Here is a 20,980-nt window from a genome sequence, read left to right as displayed (position 1 = left end):
AGAAGAACAGCTCTGGTTGTCCCGCGGAGTGAGTTCGGTACCGACCGTGGTCTTCAACGGTCAATACGCGATCAGCGGCGGACAACCTGTGGAGACGTTCGTGGGTGCAATTCGGCAGATCATGAGTGAAGCCAAGGGCGGCACGGTGCATCAGTAGCTCAGGTCTGAAAGCGCACCCACACGCCGACCAGCACGGTGGCCGCAATCAGCCAGGCCACCGCTGCCACCGCCAGTGAGGCTTCCAGCCGCATCTTGTCGACCATCACGTACAACGTGGCCAGGTAGATGAAGTACGGGATGATCGACCACATGCCAAACACGATGGTGGTCTTCAGATCATCCAGCGATCGGCCTTTGCCGACGATGTAATGCGCGATCAGGGCAAAGGTCGGGAACAGGGGTACCAGCCCGGCGATGTAATAGTTTTTGGTCCTGGCCAGCGCGGCGAGGATCAGCACCACCGCCGCGCCCAGGCTCGCTTTTAGAATCAGATCCATCAGTGGCTCAACCCGTATTTTTTCACTTTGTCGAAGAGCGTGGTCTTGGCCATTCCAAGTTCCTGGCTCGCCTGGGTCAGATTGCCGCCGCTGCGCTGCAACGCATCCACCAGCAAATTGCGCTCGAAGGCTTCGACCGCTTCGGCGAACGCCAGGCCCTGATTGCCGCCGCTGGCGCCGGATTTCTTGAAGGCCGGCAGGCCGAGGGCGAAGCGCTCGGCGACGTTGCGCAATTCGCGCACATTCCCCGGCCAGTCATGGCTCATCAGGTTCGACAGGGTCTGGTTGTCCAGGTCCGGCACCGCGCGGTCGAAGCGCAGGGAGGACTGCTGCAGGAAATGCTCGAACAGTTGCAGGATATCCTCGCGGCGTTCTCGCAGCGGTGGCAGTTCCAGTGTGACCACATTGAGTCGGTAATACAGGTCGCTGCGGAACTCACCCGCTTTGCTCGATTCGTCCAGGTCGGATTTGGTCGCGGCGATCACCCGGCAGTCCACTGCCACGCTCTGGTTCGAACCGAGGCGCTCCAGGGTCCGTTCCTGCAGAACCCGCAGCAGTTTGATCTGCAAGGGCAGCGGCATGCTTTCCACTTCGTCGAGGAACAGCGTGCCGCCGTCGGCGTGTTCAATCTTGCCGATCCGGCGTTTGCCAGCGCCGGTAAAGGCGTTGGCTTCGTGGCCGAAAATTTCACTTTCGAAAAGGTTTTCCGGCAGACCGCCGCAGTTCAGTGCGACGAACTGCCTGGCATGGCGCCGGCTGAAATCGTGCAGGCAACGCGCGACCAGCTCTTTGCCGGTGCCGGTTTCACCTTCTATCAACACGTTAGCCGAAGTGTCGGCGACGTTGGTGATCAGCTCGCGCAGGTTCTGCATCGCCGGCGAACGGCCGATGATGCGTCCTTCAAGGGAATCACGCTCGGCCAGTTGCCGACGCAACGACGACACTTCGCGAGCCAGGCTGCGTTGCTCCAGCGCGCGCCGTGCGACATCGACCAGACGTTCCGGTGAGAACGGTTTTTCCATGAAGTCGTAGGCGCCTTTCTGCATCGCGCCTACGGCCATGGAAATGTCGCCGTGGCCGGTGATCAACACCACCGGCAGGCTGCGATCGCGTTGCTTGAGACGCGTCAGCAGTTCCAGGCCATCGATGCCCGGCAGGCGAATGTCACTGATGACGATGCCGGCAAAGTTGTCGCCGACCTTCTCCAGCGCCTCCTCGGCACTGCCGACGCCGACGCAGGGAATGTCTTCAAGGGTCAGCGCCTGTTGGCAGCCGAGGAGCACATGGGGGTCGTCTTCGACGATCAGCACACTAAGGTCGGGGTTCATATTGGCTCGGCAGGAGTAGGGCTTACCAACGGTAAACTGAGGACGAAGGTGGTGCCACCGCTGGCCGGGTGTTCGACACCCAGGTGCCCGCCAGTGGCGGCGGCCAGGCTGGCGGACAGGGTCAGGCCGAGGCCCAGGCCCTGTTCGCCAGGTTTGGTGGTGAAGAAGGGTTCGAACAGATGTTTGCGCGCTTCGGCGTCGATGCCATGGCCATTGTCACGCACCCGCAGGCGATATTTGCCATCGTGGGGTTCACCCTCCAGCCACAGTTGCGGCAGGGGTTGGGCCTGCATGGCATCCAGGGCATTACCGATCAGGTTGACCAGAATCTGCTCAAGGCGCGTCTGGTCGATCTGCACCTGGACATCGGCGAATTCGCGGTGCAGCTGCAAGTGCGCACTTTCCAGACGGGCACCGAGCAGTTGCAGCGCAGCCTCTACTCGCCTTGCCGAGGCTCGCCTGGCCCTTGTCGTCACCACGACGGGCGAAGGAACGCAGGCTGGCGGTGATCCGGCCCATGCGATCGATCAGCTCGTTGATGGTCTTGAGGTTGGTACTGGCGACGTCGAGCTGACCGCGCTCCAGAAAGCGCACCGTATTGCCGGACAAGGTCCGCAGGGCGGCGAGCGGCTGGTTCAGTTCGTGAGCAATGCTGGTGGACATCTGGCCAATCGCCGCCAGTTTGCCAGCCTGTACCAGTTCATCCTGGGCCCTGCGCAACGTCTCTTCAGCCTGGCGCCGTTCGCGGATCTGGCCCTTGAGTCGTTCATTGCTGGCACGCAGGTCACTGGTGCGTTCGGTAATCCGACGCTCGAGTTGATTGTTCGCTTCCTGCAGGGCCTCCCGGGCGGCAAGGCGGGTAGCGATGACCTTGCGCCGTTCGTTCCAGGCTATCAGCAGGAACGCCACGAGGGCGAACGCGACAGCCACCAGGATCCCCTGGTTGATCGCTTCACGGCGCAAGTCCTGCAGGGGCGTGAGCAGGGTGAAATTCCACGGTGTATCACTCAGCGGCCGGGTCTGCGCCAGATAGCTGATGTCGTCTTCGTCCGACTGCACTTCGCTGTTGGCCGGAAACGTCAGTTTCTCCACGCCTTCGGACAACGTTTCGCGGGCCAGCGGTTGCAGTTCGTTGAGCGGAAACCAGTAGTACTGCAGGCTGCGGGCGAGTTTTTCTTTGGTTTCGTCGCTCAACGGGATGACCGACTTGAGCCGCCGTGCCGGGTCGCTGGACAGAATGATGATGCCGTTTTCATCACTGACGAAGGCTTCCAGGCGAGCGCGCTGCCAGCGTTCTTCCATGGCTTCCAGCCTCACCTTGACCACCGCGACGCCGATGATCTTGCCCTGTTCCTCAAGGCCGTGGGCCAGGTAATAACCCGGTTCGCCGTTGGTGCTGCCAATTCCGTAGAAGCGCCCCGGCTGACCGCGCACGGCGTTCTGGAAATAGGCGCGAAAGGACAGGTCTTCACCGAGGTAACTGTCGACATCGCGCCAGTTGCTGGTGGCCATGACGCGGCCGGTGGTGTCCATCACATAGATGGCCCGGCTGCGGCTGCGCCGATTCAGGCCTTCGAGGTATTCATTGACCGTCTGCCGGTGCTCCGGGGTCGGGTCGGCCAGCAACTGCGGCACACTCGTTTCGAGTTCCAGCAGGCTGGGCAGGTAGGTGTATTTGCTGATCTCGCTTTCGACCGCGCGGGCGTTCAGTTCAAGCTGGCGCTGGCCGTTTTCACTGAGGCTGCGAATGCCAAAGTGTTCACTGATCAAGAAGCCGGCATAACCCAATCCGACCATCAGGATGATAATCAGCGGCGGCAGGAACAAATGACGAATCAGACGGGGCTTCACGGCAAGTGATGGCGGCGCGGCGCGATAGAGATTGGGGTCGCATTTCATCACAGATGCCTTGGGTCAACCACAACACAAATCTTGAAACCGCCATCGTCCCCTGTAGGAGCGAGCTTGCTCGCGATGGTCGTCAACGATGGCGCGTTCATTCTGGATGTACGCGAGGTCTTTGAGTTCATCGCGAGCAAGCTCGCTCCTACAGGAGAGGGCGTGCGGCTTTTAGTGCTGCAGGATTTTCTCGAGGAAGTGCTGCGCGCGTTCGGAGCGGGCTTTGATGTCGCCGAAGAATTCCTCTTTCGGGCAGTCTTCGATGATCTTGCCGGCGTCCATGAAAATCACCCGGTCGGCCACTTTGCGCGCAAAGCCCATTTCGTGGGTCACGCACATCATGGTCATGCCTTCGTGGGCCAGTTGCACCATCACGTCGAGCACTTCGTTGACCATCTCGGGGTCGAGCGCAGAAGTCGGTTCGTCGAACAGCATGACGATCGGGTCCATTGCCAGCGCACGGGCAATCGCCACACGCTGTTGCTGACCACCGGACAGTTGCCCCGGATGCTTGTGGGCATGCGCCGACAGGCCTACGCGCTCAAGCAGTTGCAGACCTTTCTTGGTCGCCTCTTCCTTGCTGCGGCCCAACACCTTGATCTGCGCGATGGTCAGGTTTTCGGTGATGGTCAGGTGCGGGAACAGCTCGAAATGCTGGAACACCATGCCGACGCGCGAACGCAGTTTCGGCAGGTTGGTTTTCGGGTCGGCAATCGAGGTGCCGTCGACGACGATGTCGCCTTTCTGGAACGGCTCCAGCGCGTTGACGCATTTGATCAGGGTCGATTTGCCCGAACCGGACGGGCCGCAGACCACGATCACTTCGCCTTTTTTGACCTCGGTGCTGCAATCAGTCAGTACCTGGAAGTCGCCATACCACTTGTTGATGTTCTTGATAGAGATCATACGGCAAACCTTTTTTGCAGACGCTTGACCAGCAGCGAGGCGGCAAAGCTGATTGTGAAGTACACGAGACCTGCGAAGATCAGGAACTCATTCGAGCGGCCAATGATGTCGCCACTGGCGCGCGAGGCGTTGAGGAAGTCGACCAGGCCCACGGTATAAACCAGCGAGGTGTCCTGGAACAAAATGATGCTCTGCTGCAACAACAGCGGGGTCATCTTGCGGAACGCCTGCGGCAGGATGATCAGACGCATCATCTGGCCGTAGCTCATGCCCAGCGCTTGGGCTGCGCCCATCTGGCCCTTGGGAATCGACTGCACGCCAGCCCGGACGATTTCGCAGAAATACGCTGCTTCGAACATCATGAACGCCACGATGCACGAGGTGAACGCACCAATCGGGGTGTCTTCGCCGGTGATCCAGCGCAGCACGAACGGTACTGCCAGATAGAACCAGGTGATCACCAGCAGCAACGGGATCGAGCGGAAATAGTTGACGTACGCGCCGGCCAGTCTGGACAGCAGTTTGTTATGCGACAGACGACACAGCGCGAGAATGGTGCCGAGAATAATCCCGCCGACCACGCCCATGGCCATCAGCTTGAGGGTCATCACCATGCCATTCCACAAACCGGGAATGGCCGGGACGATGCCACTGAAATCGAATTCCATTATTTACCCCCCACGGAGATCAGGCCGGGCACGGAAACTTTCTTCTCGACCACGCGCATCAGCAGCATCAGGCTCATGTTCAGGGTGAAGTAGATCAGGGTCGCCAGGGTGAAGGCTTCGAACAGGTTGGCCGAGAACTCGGCAGTCTGTTTGGTTTGCGCAAGCAATTCCATCAGACCGATCAGCGAGGCCACGGAGGAGTTTTTGAACACGTTCAAAAATTCCGAGGTAAGCGGCGGAATGATGATCCGGTAGGCCTGGGGCAGTAGCACGTTCCAGTAGATCTGCGGCAACTTGAAGCCCATGGCGCGAGCAGCGGCCTCCTGGCCACGGGGCAATGCCTGGATGCCGGTACGCACTTGTTCGCAGACCCGTGCGGCGGTGAACAGGCCAAGGCACACCACGACGCTTAGGAAGGCCGAAGTGGTCGGGTTGAGGTCCTGCTTGTACCAGTCCTGCAGGTTCTGCGGCAGCAGGTCCGGCACCAGGAAGTACCAGATGAACAGCTGCACCAGCAGTGGCACGTTACGGAAAAGTTCGACGTAGCAGGTCGCGATGCCCGATACGAAGCGGTTCGGTACGGTGCGCATGACACCCAGGATCGAGCCCAGTGTCAGGGCAATGATCCATGCCACGATGGCGATGGCGATGGTCCAGCCCAGACCGGTGAGGTACCAGTCGAGATAGATCTCGCTGCCCACGCCGGTGGACTTGAAGAACACGCCCCAGTCCCAGTTGTAATTCATTAGGGTCTCCCCTCGATTCGATCGATGTACAAGTGCCCGCCTGGGGAAGATCCATTCCCACCTGATCTTGAGGATCAGGCACACGCGATCGGCTCGACAGCCACCGTTTCGAGTGTTTCCAAAAAGTACCAGCAGGGAGTGACAAGCTCCTGAAAGGGCGGCGCCCCTTCAGGAGATAAGGTTAGTCAGAAATCAGGCTTTCTTGTCGTCGGCCGCTTTGTCGGTCGGCTCGGCGATCAGCTTCTTGAGCTCGTCGCTCATCGGGAAGTTCAGGTTCAGGCCTTTTGGCGGAATCGGCTGCATGAACCATTTTTCGTAGATCTTGTTGATCGCGCCCGACTTGTAGGTCGCCACGATGGCGTCATCGACAGCCTTTTTGAACGGCTCGTCGCCTTTGCGCACCATGCAGCCGTAGATTTCATAGGACTGAGGAGTACCGGTCACGGCCCAGTCATCAGCCTTTTTGGCTTTGGCAGCTTCGCCAGCCAGCAGGGCGTCGTCCATCATGAACGCAACGGCACGACCCGATTCCAGCATCTGGAAGGACTCACCGTGGTCTTTGGCGGAAATGACGTTCATGCCCATCTGCTTGTCGGCATTCATCGCCTTGAGGATGCGCTCGGACGTGGTGCCGGCGGTGGTCACGACGTTCTTGCCTTTCAGGTCATCGAAATCCTTGTACTTGGAGTCTTTCTTGGACAGAAGACGGGTACCGATTTCGAAGATGCCAACGGAGAAGTCAACTTGTTGCTGACGCTCGACGTTGTTGGTGGTGGAACCGCACTCGACGTCCACGGTGCCGTTCTGCACCAGCGGGATACGGGTTTGCGAGGTTACCAGGTTGTATTTGACCTGCAGGTTTGGCAGGTCGAGGTCTTTCTTGATCGCTTCGACGATGGCCAGCTGGATGTCGTGGGAGTAGCCGACCGGTTTGCCGGACGCATCAGCGATGTAGGAAAAAGGAATAGAGGCGTCGCGATGACCCAGAGTGATGGTGTTCGACTCTTTGATCTTCTTCAGGGTGCCGGTGAGTTCGGCGGCGAAAACTGGCGTGCTGATCAGAGCGGCAGCAATGGCTGCGCCCAGGATATGGGGAACGATGCGCATCAAATTTTCCTCGAATTGTTTTTTTTATGGAGCCAGTTCGTCGGCCCTTTTGTGCTTCGAATGCCTGACGGCTCCTGAAGTGTTGGCACAGCAGGCATTCGTCGAGAGAGTGTAGAGCATGAGTCGTGCCAGACCAGTCTGATGTAGTTAAGTCGATGATTTATAACGTTATTAAAGTTTTGTGATGGTTTGTTTGGGCATAACTGATCCGGTTTACCGAATCGACCGGGAAGTCGCGTTCGGAAAACCGAATGCGATGCAGGGATTAGCTGTGGAGCGGGCTTGCGCAAGTGACCTGGAGTGCAGCGCAGAACGTAAAAGCCCCTGGATCTCACAATCCAGGGGCTTTGCGTACCGCCAGCTATCGATCAGGCCGCTTCAATCTTGCTGCGGTTCTGCTCGACCTTGCTCAGGTACTCCGCCAGCTTCTGTTGCTCTGCCGGGGTGGTGAACAGCCCCAGTTTGCTGCGGCGCCACAGGATGTCGTGGGCGGTGGTAGCCCATTCTTCGCTGCACAGGTAGTCCACTTCGCGGGTATAGAGCCCGCCGCCAACGTGTTCGCCCATGTCGGCAAGGGTCTCGACACCTTCGAGCATGCGCCAGGTGCGGCTGCCGTACGTGGTAGACCAGCGACGGGCAATCTCGGTTGGCACGAAGTCGAACTTGTCGCGGATCAGCGCGCTCAAGGCCTGCGGTGTGGTCATGTCTTCGCCGCCCGGCAGGGTCGCCGTCGCGGTCCAGCTCGGGCGCATCTGGGTGAAGAACGGCATCAACTGCGCCATCGCCGACTCGGCGAGTTTGCGGTAGGTGGTCAACTTGCCGCCGAACACTGACAGCAGCGGCGCTTCTTCCGTACTGCCCGACAGTGCCAGGGTGTAATCGCGGGTGACAGCCGACGGGTTGTCGGATTCGTCGTTGCACAGTGGACGTACGCCCGAGTAGCTGTGCTGAATGTCGTCGCGGCTGATTTGTTTCTTGAAGTGGGCGTTGACCACTTTCAGCAGGTAATCGGTCTCGCCTTCGGTAATCGCAACTGCCGCCGGGTCGCCGGTGTACTCGCGGTCGGTGGTGCCGATCAAAGTGAAGTGATTCAGGTAGGGAATGGTGAACACGATGCGCTGGTCTTCGTTTTGCAGAATGTGCGCGTGTTCGCCTTCGTACAGCTTCGGCACGATCAGGTGACTGCCCTGGATCAGACGGATGCCGTACGGCGATTCCATCTTCAGGTCATCACGGATGAACTTGGCGACCCATGGGCCGGCAGCATTCACCAACGCTTTGGCAGTGATCGAAAACAGGCTGCCGTCGGCACGTTCCAGGTTCAGGTGCCACAGACCTTTGGCGCGACGAGCGCTGACGCAACGGGTTTGGGTGTGCACGTGGGCGCCTTTTTCGCGGGCGGCCATGGCGTTCAATACCACCAGGCGGGCGTCGTCGACCCAGCAGTCGGAGTATTCGAAGCCTTTCTTGATTTCGCTTTTCAGTGCGCTGTCGGCGCCAAACTTGAGGCTTTTCGAACCTGGCAGTTTTTCGCGCTTGCCGAGGTTGTCATAGAGGAACAGGCCGGCACGAATCATCCACGCCGGACGCAGATGCGGACGGTGCGGTAGCACGAAACGCATTGGCTTGACGATGTGCGGCGCCTTGGCCAGCAGCACTTCGCGCTCGGCCAGCGCTTCACGTACCAGACGGAATTCGTAATGTTCGAGGTAGCGCAGGCCACCGTGGATCAGCTTGCTGCTGGCCGACGAGGTGTGGCTGGCCAGATCGTCCTTTTCGCAAAGGAACACCGAAAGACCGCGACCGGCGGCATCCGCTGCGATCCCGACACCATTGATCCCGCCACCGATCACGGCGATATCGTAGATCTCGGAGAGTGGGGGCGTACGCAAGGTAGAGGTGGACATCGGCTGGCCTCGGGCTCTTTTGATTTTCTATATTGGAAATCGAACATTAATGTTCATTTGCGAAAATGGTAGCCCATAAAGACGCGCACAGCCAGTCGCGTTCGATTGAAAAAACTCATCGAAGATCAAAAAAAGGAAAATTTTCGAACATGGGATACGCTTAATGGCGCGAGAGATGTGTTGTTTGAGTGATCGCTTTCGCTACCAGGCTCGCCCCCACAGTTTGAAATGCATTCCAGTGTGGGAGCGAGCCTGCTCGCGAAAGCGTCGGTACAGCCAATGAAGATAAGAAGGGTTAAACGACTTCGAGGCGAATCTTGTGCTGGCTCAACAATTGCGCCAGCGCCGGCACCGGCTGCTGATCGGTCACGAGGCAATCAATCAGACTGATCGGCCCCAGCCGAATCATCGCATTACGTCCGAACTTGCTCGAGTCCGCCGCCAGAATCACCTGCCGTGCATTGGCAATGATCGCCTGTGAAACCCGTACTTCCTGATAATCGAAGTCGAGCAGACTGCCGTCTTCATCAATCCCGCTAATCCCGACCAGTGCGAAATCAACCTTGAACTGATTAATGAAATCCACGCTGGCCTGACCGACCACGCCGCCGTCTCGGCGCACATTGCCGCCGGTCAGCAGCACGTCGAAGTCATCCTTGGCGCTGAGCATCGAGGCCACGTGCAGGTTGTTGGTGATGATCTTCAGGTGGCTGTGGTTGAGCAGGGCGCGGGCAATCGACTCGGTAGTGGTACCGATGTTGATGAACAGCGAGGCGTGGTCGGGGATTTGTGCGGCAATTGCTTCGCCAATGCGTTGTTTTTCATCGCGCATCTGATCGGCGCGCATCGCATAGGCGGTGTTTTCGACGCTGGAATCATAGGCGGCGCCGCCATGGTAGCGACGCAGCAGATTGGCTTCCGCGAGTTGATTGATGTCGCGGCGGATGGTTTGCGGGGTAACAACGAACAGCGTGGCCATTTCCTCGATGCTCACATAGCCGCGTTCGCGGACCAGTTCGAGGATTTGCTGCTGACGGGGAGGCAGATTCATGGGGCTTCCTTTGGGCTGCCGTGCAAAATTTGCCCATGATGCCGCAGGAATCCGCTCCCGACCAGTTAGTTGCCTATCAGTCTCTGAAGGTTGGCTTATTCAGCGTCTTCACGCGCCCAGTCACGGGTACGGCTGACGGCTTTTTTCCAGCCTTTGTACAGTTTCTCTTTCTCGACTTCGTCCAGGCTCGGCTCGAACTCGCGCTCGATCACTGCCTTGCCGCGCAGTTCTTCCAGGCTGCCCCAGAAGCCGCACGCCAGACCGGCCAGATAGGCCGCACCCAGTGCTGTGGTTTCGCGCATTTGCGGGCGCTCGACCTGGGTGCCGAGGATGTCGGCCTGGAACTGCATGAGGAAGTTGTTCGCTACCGCGCCGCCGTCCACGCGCAGGGCTTTGAGGCGTTCGCCGGAGTCCTGTTGCATGGCGTCGAGGACGTCACGAGTCTGGTAGGCGATCGATTCCAGCGCGGCGCGGATGATGTGATCAACGCGCACGCCGCGAGTCAGGCCGAACAGCGCGCCACGGGCATACGGGTCCCAGTAGGGAGCGCCAAGACCGGTGAAGGCCGGCACCAGGTACACGCCATTGCTGTCCTTGACCTTGCTGGCGAAGTATTCGGTGTCGTGAGCGTCGTTGATGATCTTCAGTTCATCGCGCAGCCACTGCACGGTCGAACCGCCGTTGAATACCGCGCCTTCCAGTGCATAAGCCACTTCGCCACGCGGGCCGCAAGCGATGGTTGTGAGCATGCCGTGCTGGGATTTCACCGCTTTGTCGCCGGTGTTCATCAGCAGGAAGCAACCGGTGCCGTAGGTGTTTTTTGCCTGACCCGGCTCGACGCACATCTGGCCGAACAGTGCCGCTTGCTGGTCGCCAGCGATACCGCCGATGGCGATGCCGCTCTTGGTGCGACCATAGATTTCCGAGGAGGCTTTGACTTCCGGAAGCATCTCGCGCGGGATGTCGAGGATCTCCAGCATCTTCGAATCCCACTCCAGCGAGTGAATGTTGAAGAGCATGGTGCGCGAGGCGTTGGTGTAGTCGGTGACGTGTACTTTGCCGCCGGTGAATTTCCAGATCAGCCAGCTATCAACGGTGCCGAACAGCAGTTCGCCGTTGCGCGCACGTTCGCGGCTGCCTTCGACGTTGTCGAGGATCCACTTGAGTTTGGTGCCGGAGAAATACGGGTCGGTGACCAGGCCGGTGGTGTCACGGATGTAGTCTTCGTGGCCGTCGCGCTTGAGCTGCTGGCAGATCTCGGTGCTGCGGCGGCACTGCCAGACGATCGCGTTGTAGACCGGGCGGCCGGTGGTCTTGTCCCAGACTACGGTGGTTTCACGCTGGTTGGTGATGCCGATGGCAGCGACCTGGTCATGATGCAGACCCGCCTGGGCCAGCGCCTCAACCATCACGGCGCTCTGGGTGGCGAAGATTTCCATCGGGTCATGTTCGACCCAACCGGCTTGCGGGTAGTGCTGGGCGAATTCGCGCTGCGCGGTGCAGACCACGTTCGCATCGCGGTCGAAAATGATCGCGCGTGAGCTGGTCGTACCCTGATCGAGGGCAATGATGTAGTTCTTATTCTGAATGTCGGTCATGTCGATTGCCTTGGACGAAATAAGGGAGAGTGGGCCGTGGCGCAGGCTCGGATTGGCAGAAACCCGCGCCGGCTGTTTCAAGAAGTTCTTGGTTTGCCGTCAATGGCCGGTTCTGCATCCTTTGTAGCAGGTGTGGCGCCGGTCAGGTGACGGGCGATGAGCCCGCGATACCCGGCAGCGCCGAGGCAGGCACCGACAATCGGTGCAAAAATCGGAATCAGGAAGTACGGAATATCACGGCCGCCGGTGAAGGAAATTTCACCCCAGCCAGTAAAGAAAGTCATCAGTTTCGGACCGAAATCACGTGCCGGGTTCATCGCAAAACCGGTCAGAGGGCCCATCGAACTGCCAATCACCGCGATCAGCAAACCAATCAGCAGTGGTGCCATCGGGCCTTTCGGCAAGCCGTTGTTGTCGTCGGTCAGGGCCATGATCACGCCCATCAGGATGGCGGTGATGATCATCTCGACCAGGAACGCCTGAGCGGTGGACAGCATCGGATTCGGGAAAGTGGAGAACACCGACGCCAACTCAAGGCTGGCGGCCGAGCCACGCACCATTTGGTGAGTTTGTTCGTAATCGAAGAACAGATTGCTGTACAGCGTGTAAACCAACAGCGCACCGCAGAAGGCGCCAGCCACCTGCGAAAGAATGTAGAAGGGCAGTTTGCGCTTTTCGAAGTCGGTAAAGATGCACAGCGCGATGCTGACGGCCGGGTTCAGATGCGCGCCGGAAACGCCTGCGGTGAGGTAGATCGCCATGCTCACGCCGACGCCCCAGATGATGCTGATTTCCCACAAGCCGAAGCTGGCACCCGCGACCTTGAGCGCAGCCACACAACCGGTGCCGAAAAAGATAAGCAGGGCAGTGCCCAGAAACTCGGCCATGCATTGGCCCGAGAGCGATGGTTGCTGTAAAGCAGTTGTCATTGAAAACCTCGTTTTTTGTTGTTGTCTGGGTGCAGCGAAGGACGATTTGTAATGTATTCGTATTCGAAAAAATATAGACAAGAAACACTGCTGTCAAAGGTCGAAAGTGAACCATCAGTCATATTTCAACTATTAGTCATGTGAATGATCCTATTGTTCACCAGGCAGGAGGAATGCGGACGAGTGGTAAACCGCTGCTGCGCACCGATGAAACAGTGGCGCTATAGAGCCTTTTAGGGGGCAATGACCTAGAATCCGGCGCAGGATTTTTCTGCCACTGCCGAGCCTGGAGCTGCCATGACCCCTGCGTTGGACTTGTTGAAAAAAGTTCGTGCCGAACATCGCGTGCACAGTTACGAACATGACCCGAAGGCCGCGTCCTACGGGCTGGAGGCCGCGGAAAAACTCGCGCTGGAGCCTGCACAGGTGTTCAAGACGCTGCTCGCGGCCAGTGAGAAAGGCGAATTGCTGGTGGCGGTGGTGCCGGTCGTCGGAAGTCTCGACCTCAAAGGTCTGGCTCACGCGGCAGGGGTGAAAAAAGTCGAGATGGCGGATCCGGCGGCGGCCCAGCGCTCCACCGGTTATTTGCTGGGGGGATCAGTCCGCTGGGGCAGAAGAAGCGCTTGCGCACCTTTATCGATAATTCAGCTCAGGTGTTTGACAGCATCTTTGTCAGTGCGGGGCGCAGGGGGCTGGAAGTGGAACTGGCTCCTGCGGTACTGGCCGAACATACCCTGGCGAAGTTCGCGGATATCGGGCGTGCCTGACACCGCAACACCGCTCCTGTAGGCGCGAGCTTGCTCGCGAAAGACTGCAGTGCGCCGCTGGGTGTCAGGATCTTCGCGTAATCGTTAACGTCCATCGCGAGCAGGCTCGCTCCCACAGGGGAACGAGCCGGTTCAACTGCGCTCGGCTCAGCTGGCTGTGCTGTAGCGGCGGACGCCGTTTTCCACTGCCGGAATTTGTGCTGCGGTGCTGCCCGAGGCCTGGAACAACACGAGATGTTCGGCCGCGACACGAATCCCCACCTCTGCACCGACCTGGTGGTCAGCGTGGCTCGGGAAAATCGACTCCAGCTGCGCGCCGGTAGGCAATTGCAGACGATACAACGTCGAAGCCCCAAGGAAAGTTTTGCCGACAATTCGCGCCTTCAGCCCACTGTCCGGCGCATAAACAATGTCATCCGGGCGCAGCAAAACATCCACCGCCCCGCCAATCGGCCACGTATAGGCCCGGTTGCCGCGCAGTTCACCCAGTTCGGTCTGCACCGATTCCGGGCTGCCGAGTTGGCCACGAATGAAGTAACCCTGACCGATAAAACTCGCTACATAAGGCGTTGCTGGCTCGTGATACAGGTTGTACGGCGTGTCCCACTGCTCCAGTCGACCTTCCTTGAAGACGCCGACGTGATCGCTCACGGCAAAGGCTTCTTCCTGATCGTGGGTCACCAGAATCGCACTGGTGCCACGGGCCTTGAGGATGTCGCGCACCTCATGGCTGAGCTTGCGGCGCAATTCACCATCGAGGTTGGAGAAAGGCTCATCCAGTAACAGCAATTGCGGCTCAGGCGCCAATGCACGGGCGAGGGCAACGCGCTGTTGCTGGCCGCCGGACAACTCGTGGGGGAAGCGCTTGCCGAGGTTTTTCAGGTTGACCAGTTCGAGCAACTCTTCGGTAACGCGCTCTTTGTTCGGGTGCTTGCGGATGCCGAAGGCAATGTTGTCCGCGACGCTCAGGTGCGGGAACAGCGCGTAATCCTGAAACACCATGCCGATCCGGCGCTTCTCCGGTGCGAGGGTGAAACCGGCGCTGGAAATGGTTTCGCTGCCCAACGTGATTTCACCTTCGTGCACCGGCTCGAAACCGGCAATGGCGCGCAACGTCGTGGTCTTGCCGCAGCCGGACGAACCGAGCAGGCAGCCGATGTCACCGGCGTTGAGGTGCAGATTGAGGTTCTGCACCACACGTTGATCTTGATAGCCGCAAGCAAGGTTGCGCAGGTTCAGCAGTAATTCATGGCTCATGCGTGGTGATATGCCGGTTCGACGAGGAACTCGAGCAGGGCCTTCTGTGCGTGGAGACGGTTTTCTGCCTGATCCCAGGCGACGGAGCGCGGGTCATCAAGCAGGTCGAGGCTGATTTCTTCGCCACGGTGCGCGGGCAGGCAGTGCATGAACAGCACGTCCTCGGCAGCGAGGTCGAGCAGGGCGCGATTGACCTGGAACGGCGCGAACAGCTTGAGGCGCTTGGCAGTTTCCTCTTCCTGGCCCATCGAAGTCCAGACATCAGTGCTGACCAGATGTGCGCCACGCACGGCGTCCTGCGGATCGCGTACGATGGTCACGCGATCGCCGGCCCTGGCGACGAAGTCAGGGTTGGGCTCGTAGCCTTCAGGGCAGGCGATGCGCAACTGGAAGTCGAACTGGATCGCCGCTTCTATATAGCTGTTGCACATGTTGTTGCCGTCGCCGATCCAGGCCACGGTTTTGCCCTGGATCGAGCCACGGTGCTCGAGGAATGTCTGCATGTCGGCCAGCAACTGGCACGGGTGCAGGTCATCGGACAGGCCGTTGATCACTGGCACGCGCGAGTTGGCGGCGAATTCGGTCAGGGTGCTGTGGGCAAAGGTACGGATCATTACCGCGTCGAGCATGCTCGACATGACGATGGCGCAGTCGCCGATCGGCTCGCCACGGCCCAGTTGGGTGTCGCGCGGCGAGAGGAAGATCGCCTGGCCGCCGAGCTGGATCATGCCCGCTTCAAACGAGATCCGCGTGCGGGTCGAGGATTTCTCGAAAATCATCCCCAGCACGCGGTTTTTCAGAGGCTCGAACAGTACGCCGCGGTTACGCAGGTCCTTGAGCTCAACGCCTCGACGGATCACGCTGACCAGCTCTTCGGGCGTGCAATCCATCAGGGAGAGAAAGTGCCTTGCGCTCATCATTGACTACCTTTTGCTACAAACCGCAGATGCTCAAAGCCTTGTTTAACGGAACAACGGGCGAGACCTGCGGCGTAAGCCGCACGGGGCGACGAAATAGGGGGAGGCGCGATATTGACACTAAATGTCGCGTTTTTCCAATAGGCTACGGTTTTTGCGGGATTCGGAGGGCGGACATGATGTTGCAGTCACGCATTTGAAGCCAGGTTCAGGACAGCAGCGAGCCTCTTTGTACACTGGCCTCGCAGGGCTTGGCAATGCGGTGTGGCGGGGATCGGGTCGCTTGAGTCGGTTTACGACCGTGGCGCCATGCCATCACTTGGTCGGATGCTCAGTCTGAAACATTTGCTAAAGCAAAGTGCTGAGTTATAAATAAGTTTCGAGCGACGCAGGAAGCCCACCGCATGGAATCGAAAGAAAAACTGTTAATGGAATTGCTGGGCCACACGGCTCGCTCACTGACCCATCTGACCGCTTCAGTCACTTCAATGTCTTTTGAACTGTTGCGCAGCGAAGACGAAGTGGTCAAATCCGCCGGGCGCCACATGATCGATCGCATGGCGACCATCAGCGCCGGACTCGACGAACACTGGCGATTGATCGGCGAACTCACCGGCGTGCACGTTGCTCACGAACAGATCGAAACCATTCAGGAAATCCAGCTGGCAGCGCCCCCTCAGTTGCCCTCAAGCTGATTGCGGCGGTCTATCGGCTCACCTGATAGTCATCGATTCACAAGACGAACGTCGCTGGCGTCGTGTCGGCACTCGGGCCATAGTTTTGTTCCCGCGGGCGTGATTGCCCGTCCAGAACAAGACAGAGACTGGCCATGACCAAGACTCTCCATCACCGTGCCTGCCACCTGTGCGAAGCCATTTGCGGGCTGACCATCGAAACCACTGAAACCGACGGCAATGTCGCGATCACTTCAATCAAGGGTGATGCGCTCGACACTTTCAGTCGTGGCCACATCTGCCCCAAGGCCGTAGCGCTTCAAGATATCCAGAATGATCCGGATCGCCTGCATCGGCCGATGCTTCGAGTTGGCAGCGAATGGCTGCCGATCGCGTGGGACGATGCGTTTGCGCTGGTGGCGGAGAAATTGGCGGCGATTCAGGAGCGGCATGGACAGAACGCCGTGGCGGTCTACCAGGGTAACCCGAGCGTGCATAACTACGGGCTGATGACCCACAGCAATTACTTCCTCGGTCTGCTGAAAACCCGTAACCGCTTTTCCGCGACCTCGGTCGACCAGTTACCCCATCACCTGACCAGTCACCTGATGTACGGCCACGGTTTGCTGCTGCCGATCCCGGATATCGATCACACCGACTTCATGCTGATCCTGGGCGGTAATCCCCTGGCCTCCAACGGCAGCATCATGACCGTGCCGGACGTGGAAAAACGCTTGAAGGCCATTCAGGCCCGGGGCGGTAAAGTGGTGGTGGTCGATCCGCGGCGCAGTGAAACGGCGGCGATCGCCGACCAGCATCTGTTCGTGCGTCCCGGCGGCGATGCCGCGCTACTGTTTGGTCTGCTCAACACCTTGTTCGCTGAGGGCCTGGCCAAGGGCAGTCACCTGCCGGTGGATGGCCTGGACGAAGTGCGTGCGGCAGTGGCGACGTTTACTGCCGAGGCGATGAGCCCGTTGTGTGCCGTTCCCGCTGAGCAGATTCGTCAGTTGGCCCGCGACTTTGCCGCGGCGCCGAGTGCGGTTTGTTACGGGCGCATGGGCGTGTCGACGCAGGCATTCGGCACGCTGTGCCATTGGGTTGTGCAGTTGATCAATCTGGTTACCGGCAACCTCGATCGTGTGGGTGGGGCACTGTGCACGGAGCCGGCGGTGGAGCTGGTGGCTTCAACGTCGGGCGGGCATTTCAACAAATGGCAAAGTCGGGTTTCCGGGCGTCCCGAGTACGGCGGCGAGTTGCCAGTCTCGGCGCTGGCCGAAGAGATGCTCACTGAAGGCGAAGGGCAGATCCGCGCGCTGATCACCGTGGCCGGCAACCCGGTGTTGTCGACCCCGAACGGGCGACAACTGGAGCAGGCGCTGGACGGCCTGGAGTTCATGCTCAGCATTGACCTGTATATCAACGAAACCACGCGTTATGCCGACCTGATTCTGCCGTCGACCTCGGCGCTGGAGAACGATCACTACGACACCACGTTCAACTTGTTTGCGGTGCGCAACGTTACCCGCTTCAATCGAGCGATCCTCGCCAAGCCCGAGGGCGCGTTGCATGACTGGGAGATCTTTGTTGGCCTCGCCAAGGCGTTCGCCGAGAAGACCGACAAGGAACTGAAACCGACCATGCCGCCGGCAAAGATGATCGACATGGGCCTGCGCATGGGCGCCTATGGCGACGCTTCCGAGTACAAGTTGTCATTGGCGACCCTGTTTGATCATCCCCATGGGATTGACCTCGGTGCATTGAAGCCGAACCTGGCGGCGCGCCTCAAAACCCCTGATCAGCGTGTCCAGGCTGCGCCGCCGGAGATCCTCGCTGACCTTGCACGTTTCGCCGCATTGCAGGCGCCCGCCGCCGATGAACTGTTGATGATCGGTCGCCGGCATGTGCGCAGCAACAATTCGTGGATGCACAACTATCATCGTCTGGTGAAGGGCAAGCCGCGTCATCAGTTGCTGATGCACCCGGATGACCTGAGCAAGCGCGGGCTGGTCGATGGGCAGTGGGTGCGGGTCAGTTCGCGGGTCGGCCAGATCGAGGTGGAAGTGCTCGGCAGCCTGGACATGATGAAAGGCGTGGTCAGCCTGCCGCACGGCTGGGGCCATGCGCGTCCGGGTGTGAGGATGGCGATTGCCAGCGGCCAGCCGGGGTCGAGTGCCAATGACCTGACTGATGAATGCCAGCTCGACGAGTTGTCGGGCAACGCGGCGTTGAATGGCGTGCCGGTGACCGTGGCGGCGGCTTGAGGATGTCTGTCGGGGAGACCGAGCAGCGCGCTCGGGATTCCGTTACAATGCGCCACCGTGCCGACCCATGAGTCGGAAAGTTCAGCCGAGGTGCTCCATGGATATCATCGAAACGATTAAAGAGCAGATTGCCAACAACACCATTCTGCTTTACATGAAAGGTTCGCCGAATGCCCCACAGTGTGGCTTCTCCGCGAAAGCTGCACAGGCTGTCATGGCGTGTGGCGAAAAGTTTGCGTACGTCGACATCCTGCAGAACCCGGAAATCCGCGCCAACCTGCCAAAGTACGCCAACTGGCCAACTTTCCCACAACTGTGGGTGGGTGGTGAGCTGGTCGGCGGTAGCGACATCATGACCGAAATGTCTGCTGACGGTTCGCTGCAAAGCACCATCAAGGCTGCTGTTGAAGCGGCTGCGGCGAACAAGTCGGAAGCCTGATGCTTTTGTTGTAGGAGCAAAGCTTGCTCGCGAAAAACCATAACGCGGTGTGTCTGTAGCACCGCGGCGCTTTCTTCGCTGGCAAGCCATGCTCCTACAGAAAAGCCAATAAAAAGCCCCGCACCTCGAAAGAGGGCGGGGCTTTTTAGTGCGTTCGCAAAGTTACTGCAAGTTACCGGTGCAATCTGAAACGATCGCAGCCAGCGTCAGCACTTACTCTTCGCCCATCTGCGACTGCAGGTAATTCTCAAGACCGACTTTATCGATCAGACCCAGTTGGGTTTCCAGCCAGTCGATGTGTTCTTCTTCGGATTCGAGAATGTCTTCGAGCAGTTCACGGCTACCGAAGTCGCCCACGGTTTCGCAATGCGCGATCGCGGCTTTCAGGTCTGCGTGACCGGTCTTCTCGATACGCAGGTCACACTCCAGCATTTCCCGGGTGTGCTCGCCAATGTGCAGCTTGCCCAGGTCCTGCACGTTTGGCAGGCCTTCGAGGAACAGGATGCGCTTGATCAGCTTGTCCGCGTGCTTCATCTCATCGATGGATTCTTTGTATTCGTGCTTGCCGAGCTTGTTCAGACCCCAATCTTCATACATACGGGCATGCAGGAAGTACTGATTGATCGCGACCAGCTCATTGGCAAGGATCTTGTTGAGATGCTGGATGACTGTAATGTCGCCTTTCATGATCGGAGTCCTGCCCTGTAATAGCTGTATATGCGGCAGAGTTTGAGCTTCGTATTTATAAGTGTCAAACCTAAGTTATTGAATAATATATGAAAATTAATCGGAATAAGAATGTTTGTGTTCCGCGTCTGAAGCCTAAGCAGTTGATTTACAGGCATAAAAAAACCGGACATGAGTCCGGTTCTTTGAAATAGGGTGTTATTACGCAGCAGTAAATTCTACCGGGTAGGGGATCGCGGCCTGGGCGGTTTGCAGCTTGGTCAGGGTTTCGCGAACCACTTCCTTGGCAAGACAGGCACATTTGCCGCATTGGCTGGCGACGCCGGTGGCCTGGCGTACTTCTTTATAGCTGCAGCAACCTTCATAGATCGCTTCGCGGATCTGTCCGTCGGTGACGCCAGTGCAGAGACAAACATACATAAGTGAGAACCGTCGCTGGTTGTGACTCAATTGCGATGGATCTTAATGTTAACGAGAATGATTGTCAAAGTGCTTTCGGAAGACTTCAGCTGATTGACAGCTGTGGCTGACGAACGGTGATCACTGGCTAATTGCCTGGCCCTGTAAATGCAGCGTGGTTATCCGCCTCCTTTTTAAAAACCGTTAAGGACAGGCGAAACACGCAGTGTATGATGGTCGGCCCTTGCGAAGGGGGTTCGTGTCACAGGGCTGTCGTCTGAGGATGGCAGGCTGGCCCGAACCCTGAACTTCAAGTTTTTACACCAGGAGATATCAATGAGCGTACTCGTAGGCAAACAAGCCCCTGACTTCACCGTCCCGGCCGTACTCGGCAATGGCGAGATCGTTGACAGCTTCACCCTGTCCTCGGCCATCAAAGGCAAATACGGCCTGGTGTTCTTCTATCCACTGGACTTCACCTTCGTCTGCCCGTCCGAGCTGATCGCTCTGGACAACCGCATGGCTGACTTCAAAGCGCGCAACGTTGAAGTGATCGCTGTGTCGATCGACTCGCACTTCACCCACAACGCCTGGCGCAACACCCCAGTCAACAATGGCGGCATCGGCCAGGTGAAATACACCATGGCTGCCGACATGAAGCACGACATCGCCAAGGCCTACGACGTTGAGTCCGAAGGCGGCGTGGCTTTCCGTGGCGCGTTCCTGATCGACGACAAAGGCGTTGTCCGTTCGCAGATCATCAATGACCTGCCGCTGGGCCGTAACATGGAAGAGCTGATCCGTCTGGTCGACGCTCTGCAATTCCACGAAGAGCACGGCGAAGTCTGCCCTGCCAACTGGAAGAAAGGCGACAAGGGCATGACGGCTTCGACTGAAGGCGTTGCTGCTTACCTGACCGAGAATGCTGCTGCCCTGTAAGGCG

The 20,980-nt window shown here is 58.7% G+C and carries 19 protein-coding genes and 2 pseudogenes; 6 read left to right on the top strand and 15 right to left on the bottom strand.

All coding sequences use genetic code 11. From position 1 onward, the window contains the following. Positions 1 to 157 (top strand): DsbA family protein (locus JFT80_RS23750; protein ID WP_374091317.1); only part of this gene is annotated, 157 nt, incomplete at its 5' end. Between the two features lies 1 nt (position 158). Here JFT80_RS23750 and JFT80_RS03400 read toward each other — a convergent pair. The 11 genes and pseudogenes from JFT80_RS03400 to JFT80_RS03350 form a co-directional block, all read right to left on the bottom strand. Then, positions 159 to 488: a GlpM family protein gene (locus JFT80_RS03400; protein ID WP_163019478.1), complete on the bottom strand. Its 330-nt coding sequence runs from the start codon at positions 486 to 488 to the stop codon at positions 159 to 161. Positions 489 to 496: 8 nt separating this feature from the next. Continuing rightward, positions 497 to 1,825, bottom strand: a complete 1,329-nt coding sequence (locus JFT80_RS03395; protein WP_201146922.1) for a sigma-54 dependent transcriptional regulator — start codon at positions 1,823 to 1,825, stop codon at positions 497 to 499. Further along, a pseudogene (locus JFT80_RS03390) lies at positions 1,822 to 3,724 on the bottom strand (ATP-binding protein). The gene JFT80_RS03395 and the pseudogene JFT80_RS03390 overlap by 4 nt, the downstream one beginning before the upstream one ends. A gap of 171 nt (positions 3,725 to 3,895) precedes the next feature. Further along, positions 3,896 to 4,630: an amino acid ABC transporter ATP-binding protein gene (locus JFT80_RS03385; RefSeq protein WP_169842336.1), complete on the bottom strand. Its 735-nt coding sequence runs from the start codon at positions 4,628 to 4,630 to the stop codon at positions 3,896 to 3,898. After that, on the bottom strand, positions 4,627 to 5,298 hold the full coding sequence (locus JFT80_RS03380; protein WP_201146921.1) for an amino acid ABC transporter permease: 672 nt from the start codon (positions 5,296 to 5,298) through the stop codon (positions 4,627 to 4,629). The genes JFT80_RS03385 and JFT80_RS03380 overlap by 4 nt, the downstream gene beginning before the upstream one ends. Beyond that, on the bottom strand, positions 5,298 to 6,044 hold the full coding sequence (locus JFT80_RS03375) for an amino acid ABC transporter permease (RefSeq protein WP_201146920.1): 747 nt from the start codon (positions 6,042 to 6,044) through the stop codon (positions 5,298 to 5,300). The genes JFT80_RS03380 and JFT80_RS03375 overlap by 1 nt, the downstream gene beginning before the upstream one ends. Positions 6,045 to 6,236: 192 nt before the next feature. Continuing rightward, the gene (locus JFT80_RS03370; protein WP_201146919.1) at positions 6,237 to 7,151 is read right to left on the bottom strand and encodes a glutamate/aspartate ABC transporter substrate-binding protein; all 915 of its coding nucleotides are present in this window, start codon (positions 7,149 to 7,151) and stop codon (positions 6,237 to 6,239) included. A gap of 368 nt (positions 7,152 to 7,519) precedes the next feature. Beyond that, positions 7,520 to 9,058, bottom strand: coding sequence for a glycerol-3-phosphate dehydrogenase (gene glpD / locus JFT80_RS03365; RefSeq protein WP_201146918.1), 1,539 nt, complete (start codon positions 9,056 to 9,058; stop codon positions 7,520 to 7,522). 295 nt (positions 9,059 to 9,353) lie between these two features. Beyond that, on the bottom strand, positions 9,354 to 10,109 hold the full coding sequence (locus tag JFT80_RS03360) for a DeoR/GlpR family transcriptional regulator (RefSeq protein WP_007953179.1): 756 nt from the start codon (positions 10,107 to 10,109) through the stop codon (positions 9,354 to 9,356). A 95-nt stretch (positions 10,110 to 10,204) separates the two neighbouring features. After that, the gene (gene glpK / locus JFT80_RS03355; RefSeq protein WP_201146917.1) at positions 10,205 to 11,707 is read right to left on the bottom strand and encodes a glycerol kinase GlpK; all 1,503 of its coding nucleotides are present in this window, start codon (positions 11,705 to 11,707) and stop codon (positions 10,205 to 10,207) included. A 77-nt stretch (positions 11,708 to 11,784) separates the two neighbouring features. Beyond that, a complete protein-coding gene (locus tag JFT80_RS03350) occupies positions 11,785 to 12,636 on the bottom strand; it encodes an MIP/aquaporin family protein (protein ID WP_201146916.1) in 852 nt (283 codons plus the stop codon). 297 nt (positions 12,637 to 12,933) lie between these two features. Here JFT80_RS03350 and ybaK point away from each other — a divergent pair. Further along, a pseudogene (ybaK, locus tag JFT80_RS03345) lies at positions 12,934 to 13,403 on the top strand (Cys-tRNA(Pro) deacylase). Positions 13,404 to 13,550: 147 nt separating this feature from the next. Here the strand turns inward: ybaK and JFT80_RS03340 are convergent. Together JFT80_RS03340 and argF are read right to left on the bottom strand one after the other, a co-directional pair. Beyond that, positions 13,551 to 14,660 (bottom strand): ABC transporter ATP-binding protein, encoded by a 1,110-nt coding sequence (locus tag JFT80_RS03340; RefSeq protein WP_201146915.1) that lies wholly within the window; start codon positions 14,658 to 14,660, stop codon positions 13,551 to 13,553. Beyond that, on the bottom strand, positions 14,657 to 15,577 hold the full coding sequence (argF, locus tag JFT80_RS03335) for an ornithine carbamoyltransferase (RefSeq protein WP_201146923.1): 921 nt from the start codon (positions 15,575 to 15,577) through the stop codon (positions 14,657 to 14,659). Before argF ends, JFT80_RS03340 begins: the two co-directional genes overlap by 4 nt. A gap of 404 nt (positions 15,578 to 15,981) precedes the next feature. On the opposite strand from argF, the gene JFT80_RS03330 reads away from it, so the two are divergent. The 3 genes from JFT80_RS03330 to grxD all read left to right on the top strand — a co-directional run bounded on the left by JFT80_RS03330 (position 15,982) and on the right by grxD (position 18,951). Further along, positions 15,982 to 16,272: a hypothetical protein gene (locus tag JFT80_RS03330; RefSeq protein ID WP_007916677.1), complete on the top strand. Its 291-nt coding sequence runs from the start codon at positions 15,982 to 15,984 to the stop codon at positions 16,270 to 16,272. Between the two features lie 134 nt (positions 16,273 to 16,406). Beyond that, complete coding sequence (locus JFT80_RS03325) at positions 16,407 to 18,512, top strand: molybdopterin oxidoreductase family protein (protein WP_201146914.1); 2,106 nt, start codon at positions 16,407 to 16,409, stop codon at positions 18,510 to 18,512. 97 nt (positions 18,513 to 18,609) lie between these two features. Continuing rightward, positions 18,610 to 18,951, top strand: a complete 342-nt coding sequence (gene grxD, locus JFT80_RS03320; RefSeq protein ID WP_042560740.1) for a Grx4 family monothiol glutaredoxin — start codon at positions 18,610 to 18,612, stop codon at positions 18,949 to 18,951. A gap of 213 nt (positions 18,952 to 19,164) precedes the next feature. Here the strand turns inward: grxD and bfr are convergent, their stop codons facing one another. Continuing rightward, positions 19,165 to 19,638, bottom strand: coding sequence for a bacterioferritin (gene bfr / locus JFT80_RS03315; protein WP_103305481.1), 474 nt, complete (start codon positions 19,636 to 19,638; stop codon positions 19,165 to 19,167). A gap of 201 nt (positions 19,639 to 19,839) precedes the next feature. Continuing rightward, complete coding sequence (locus JFT80_RS03310; RefSeq protein WP_003227725.1) at positions 19,840 to 20,058, bottom strand: bacterioferritin-associated ferredoxin; 219 nt, start codon at positions 20,056 to 20,058, stop codon at positions 19,840 to 19,842. A 315-nt stretch (positions 20,059 to 20,373) separates the two neighbouring features. On the opposite strand from JFT80_RS03310, the gene JFT80_RS03305 reads away from it, so the two are divergent. After that, the gene (locus JFT80_RS03305; protein WP_201146913.1) at positions 20,374 to 20,976 is read left to right on the top strand and encodes a peroxiredoxin; all 603 of its coding nucleotides are present in this window, start codon (positions 20,374 to 20,376) and stop codon (positions 20,974 to 20,976) included. Positions 20,977 to 20,980 lie beyond the last annotated feature (4 nt).

The organism is Pseudomonas sp. TH10 (assembly GCF_016651255.1).
Classification (GTDB): Bacteria; Pseudomonadota; Gammaproteobacteria; order Pseudomonadales; family Pseudomonadaceae; genus Aquipseudomonas.
Note: the sequence above shows the minus strand (reverse complement) of the source record. Positions and strands in the feature narration are given on the sequence as shown.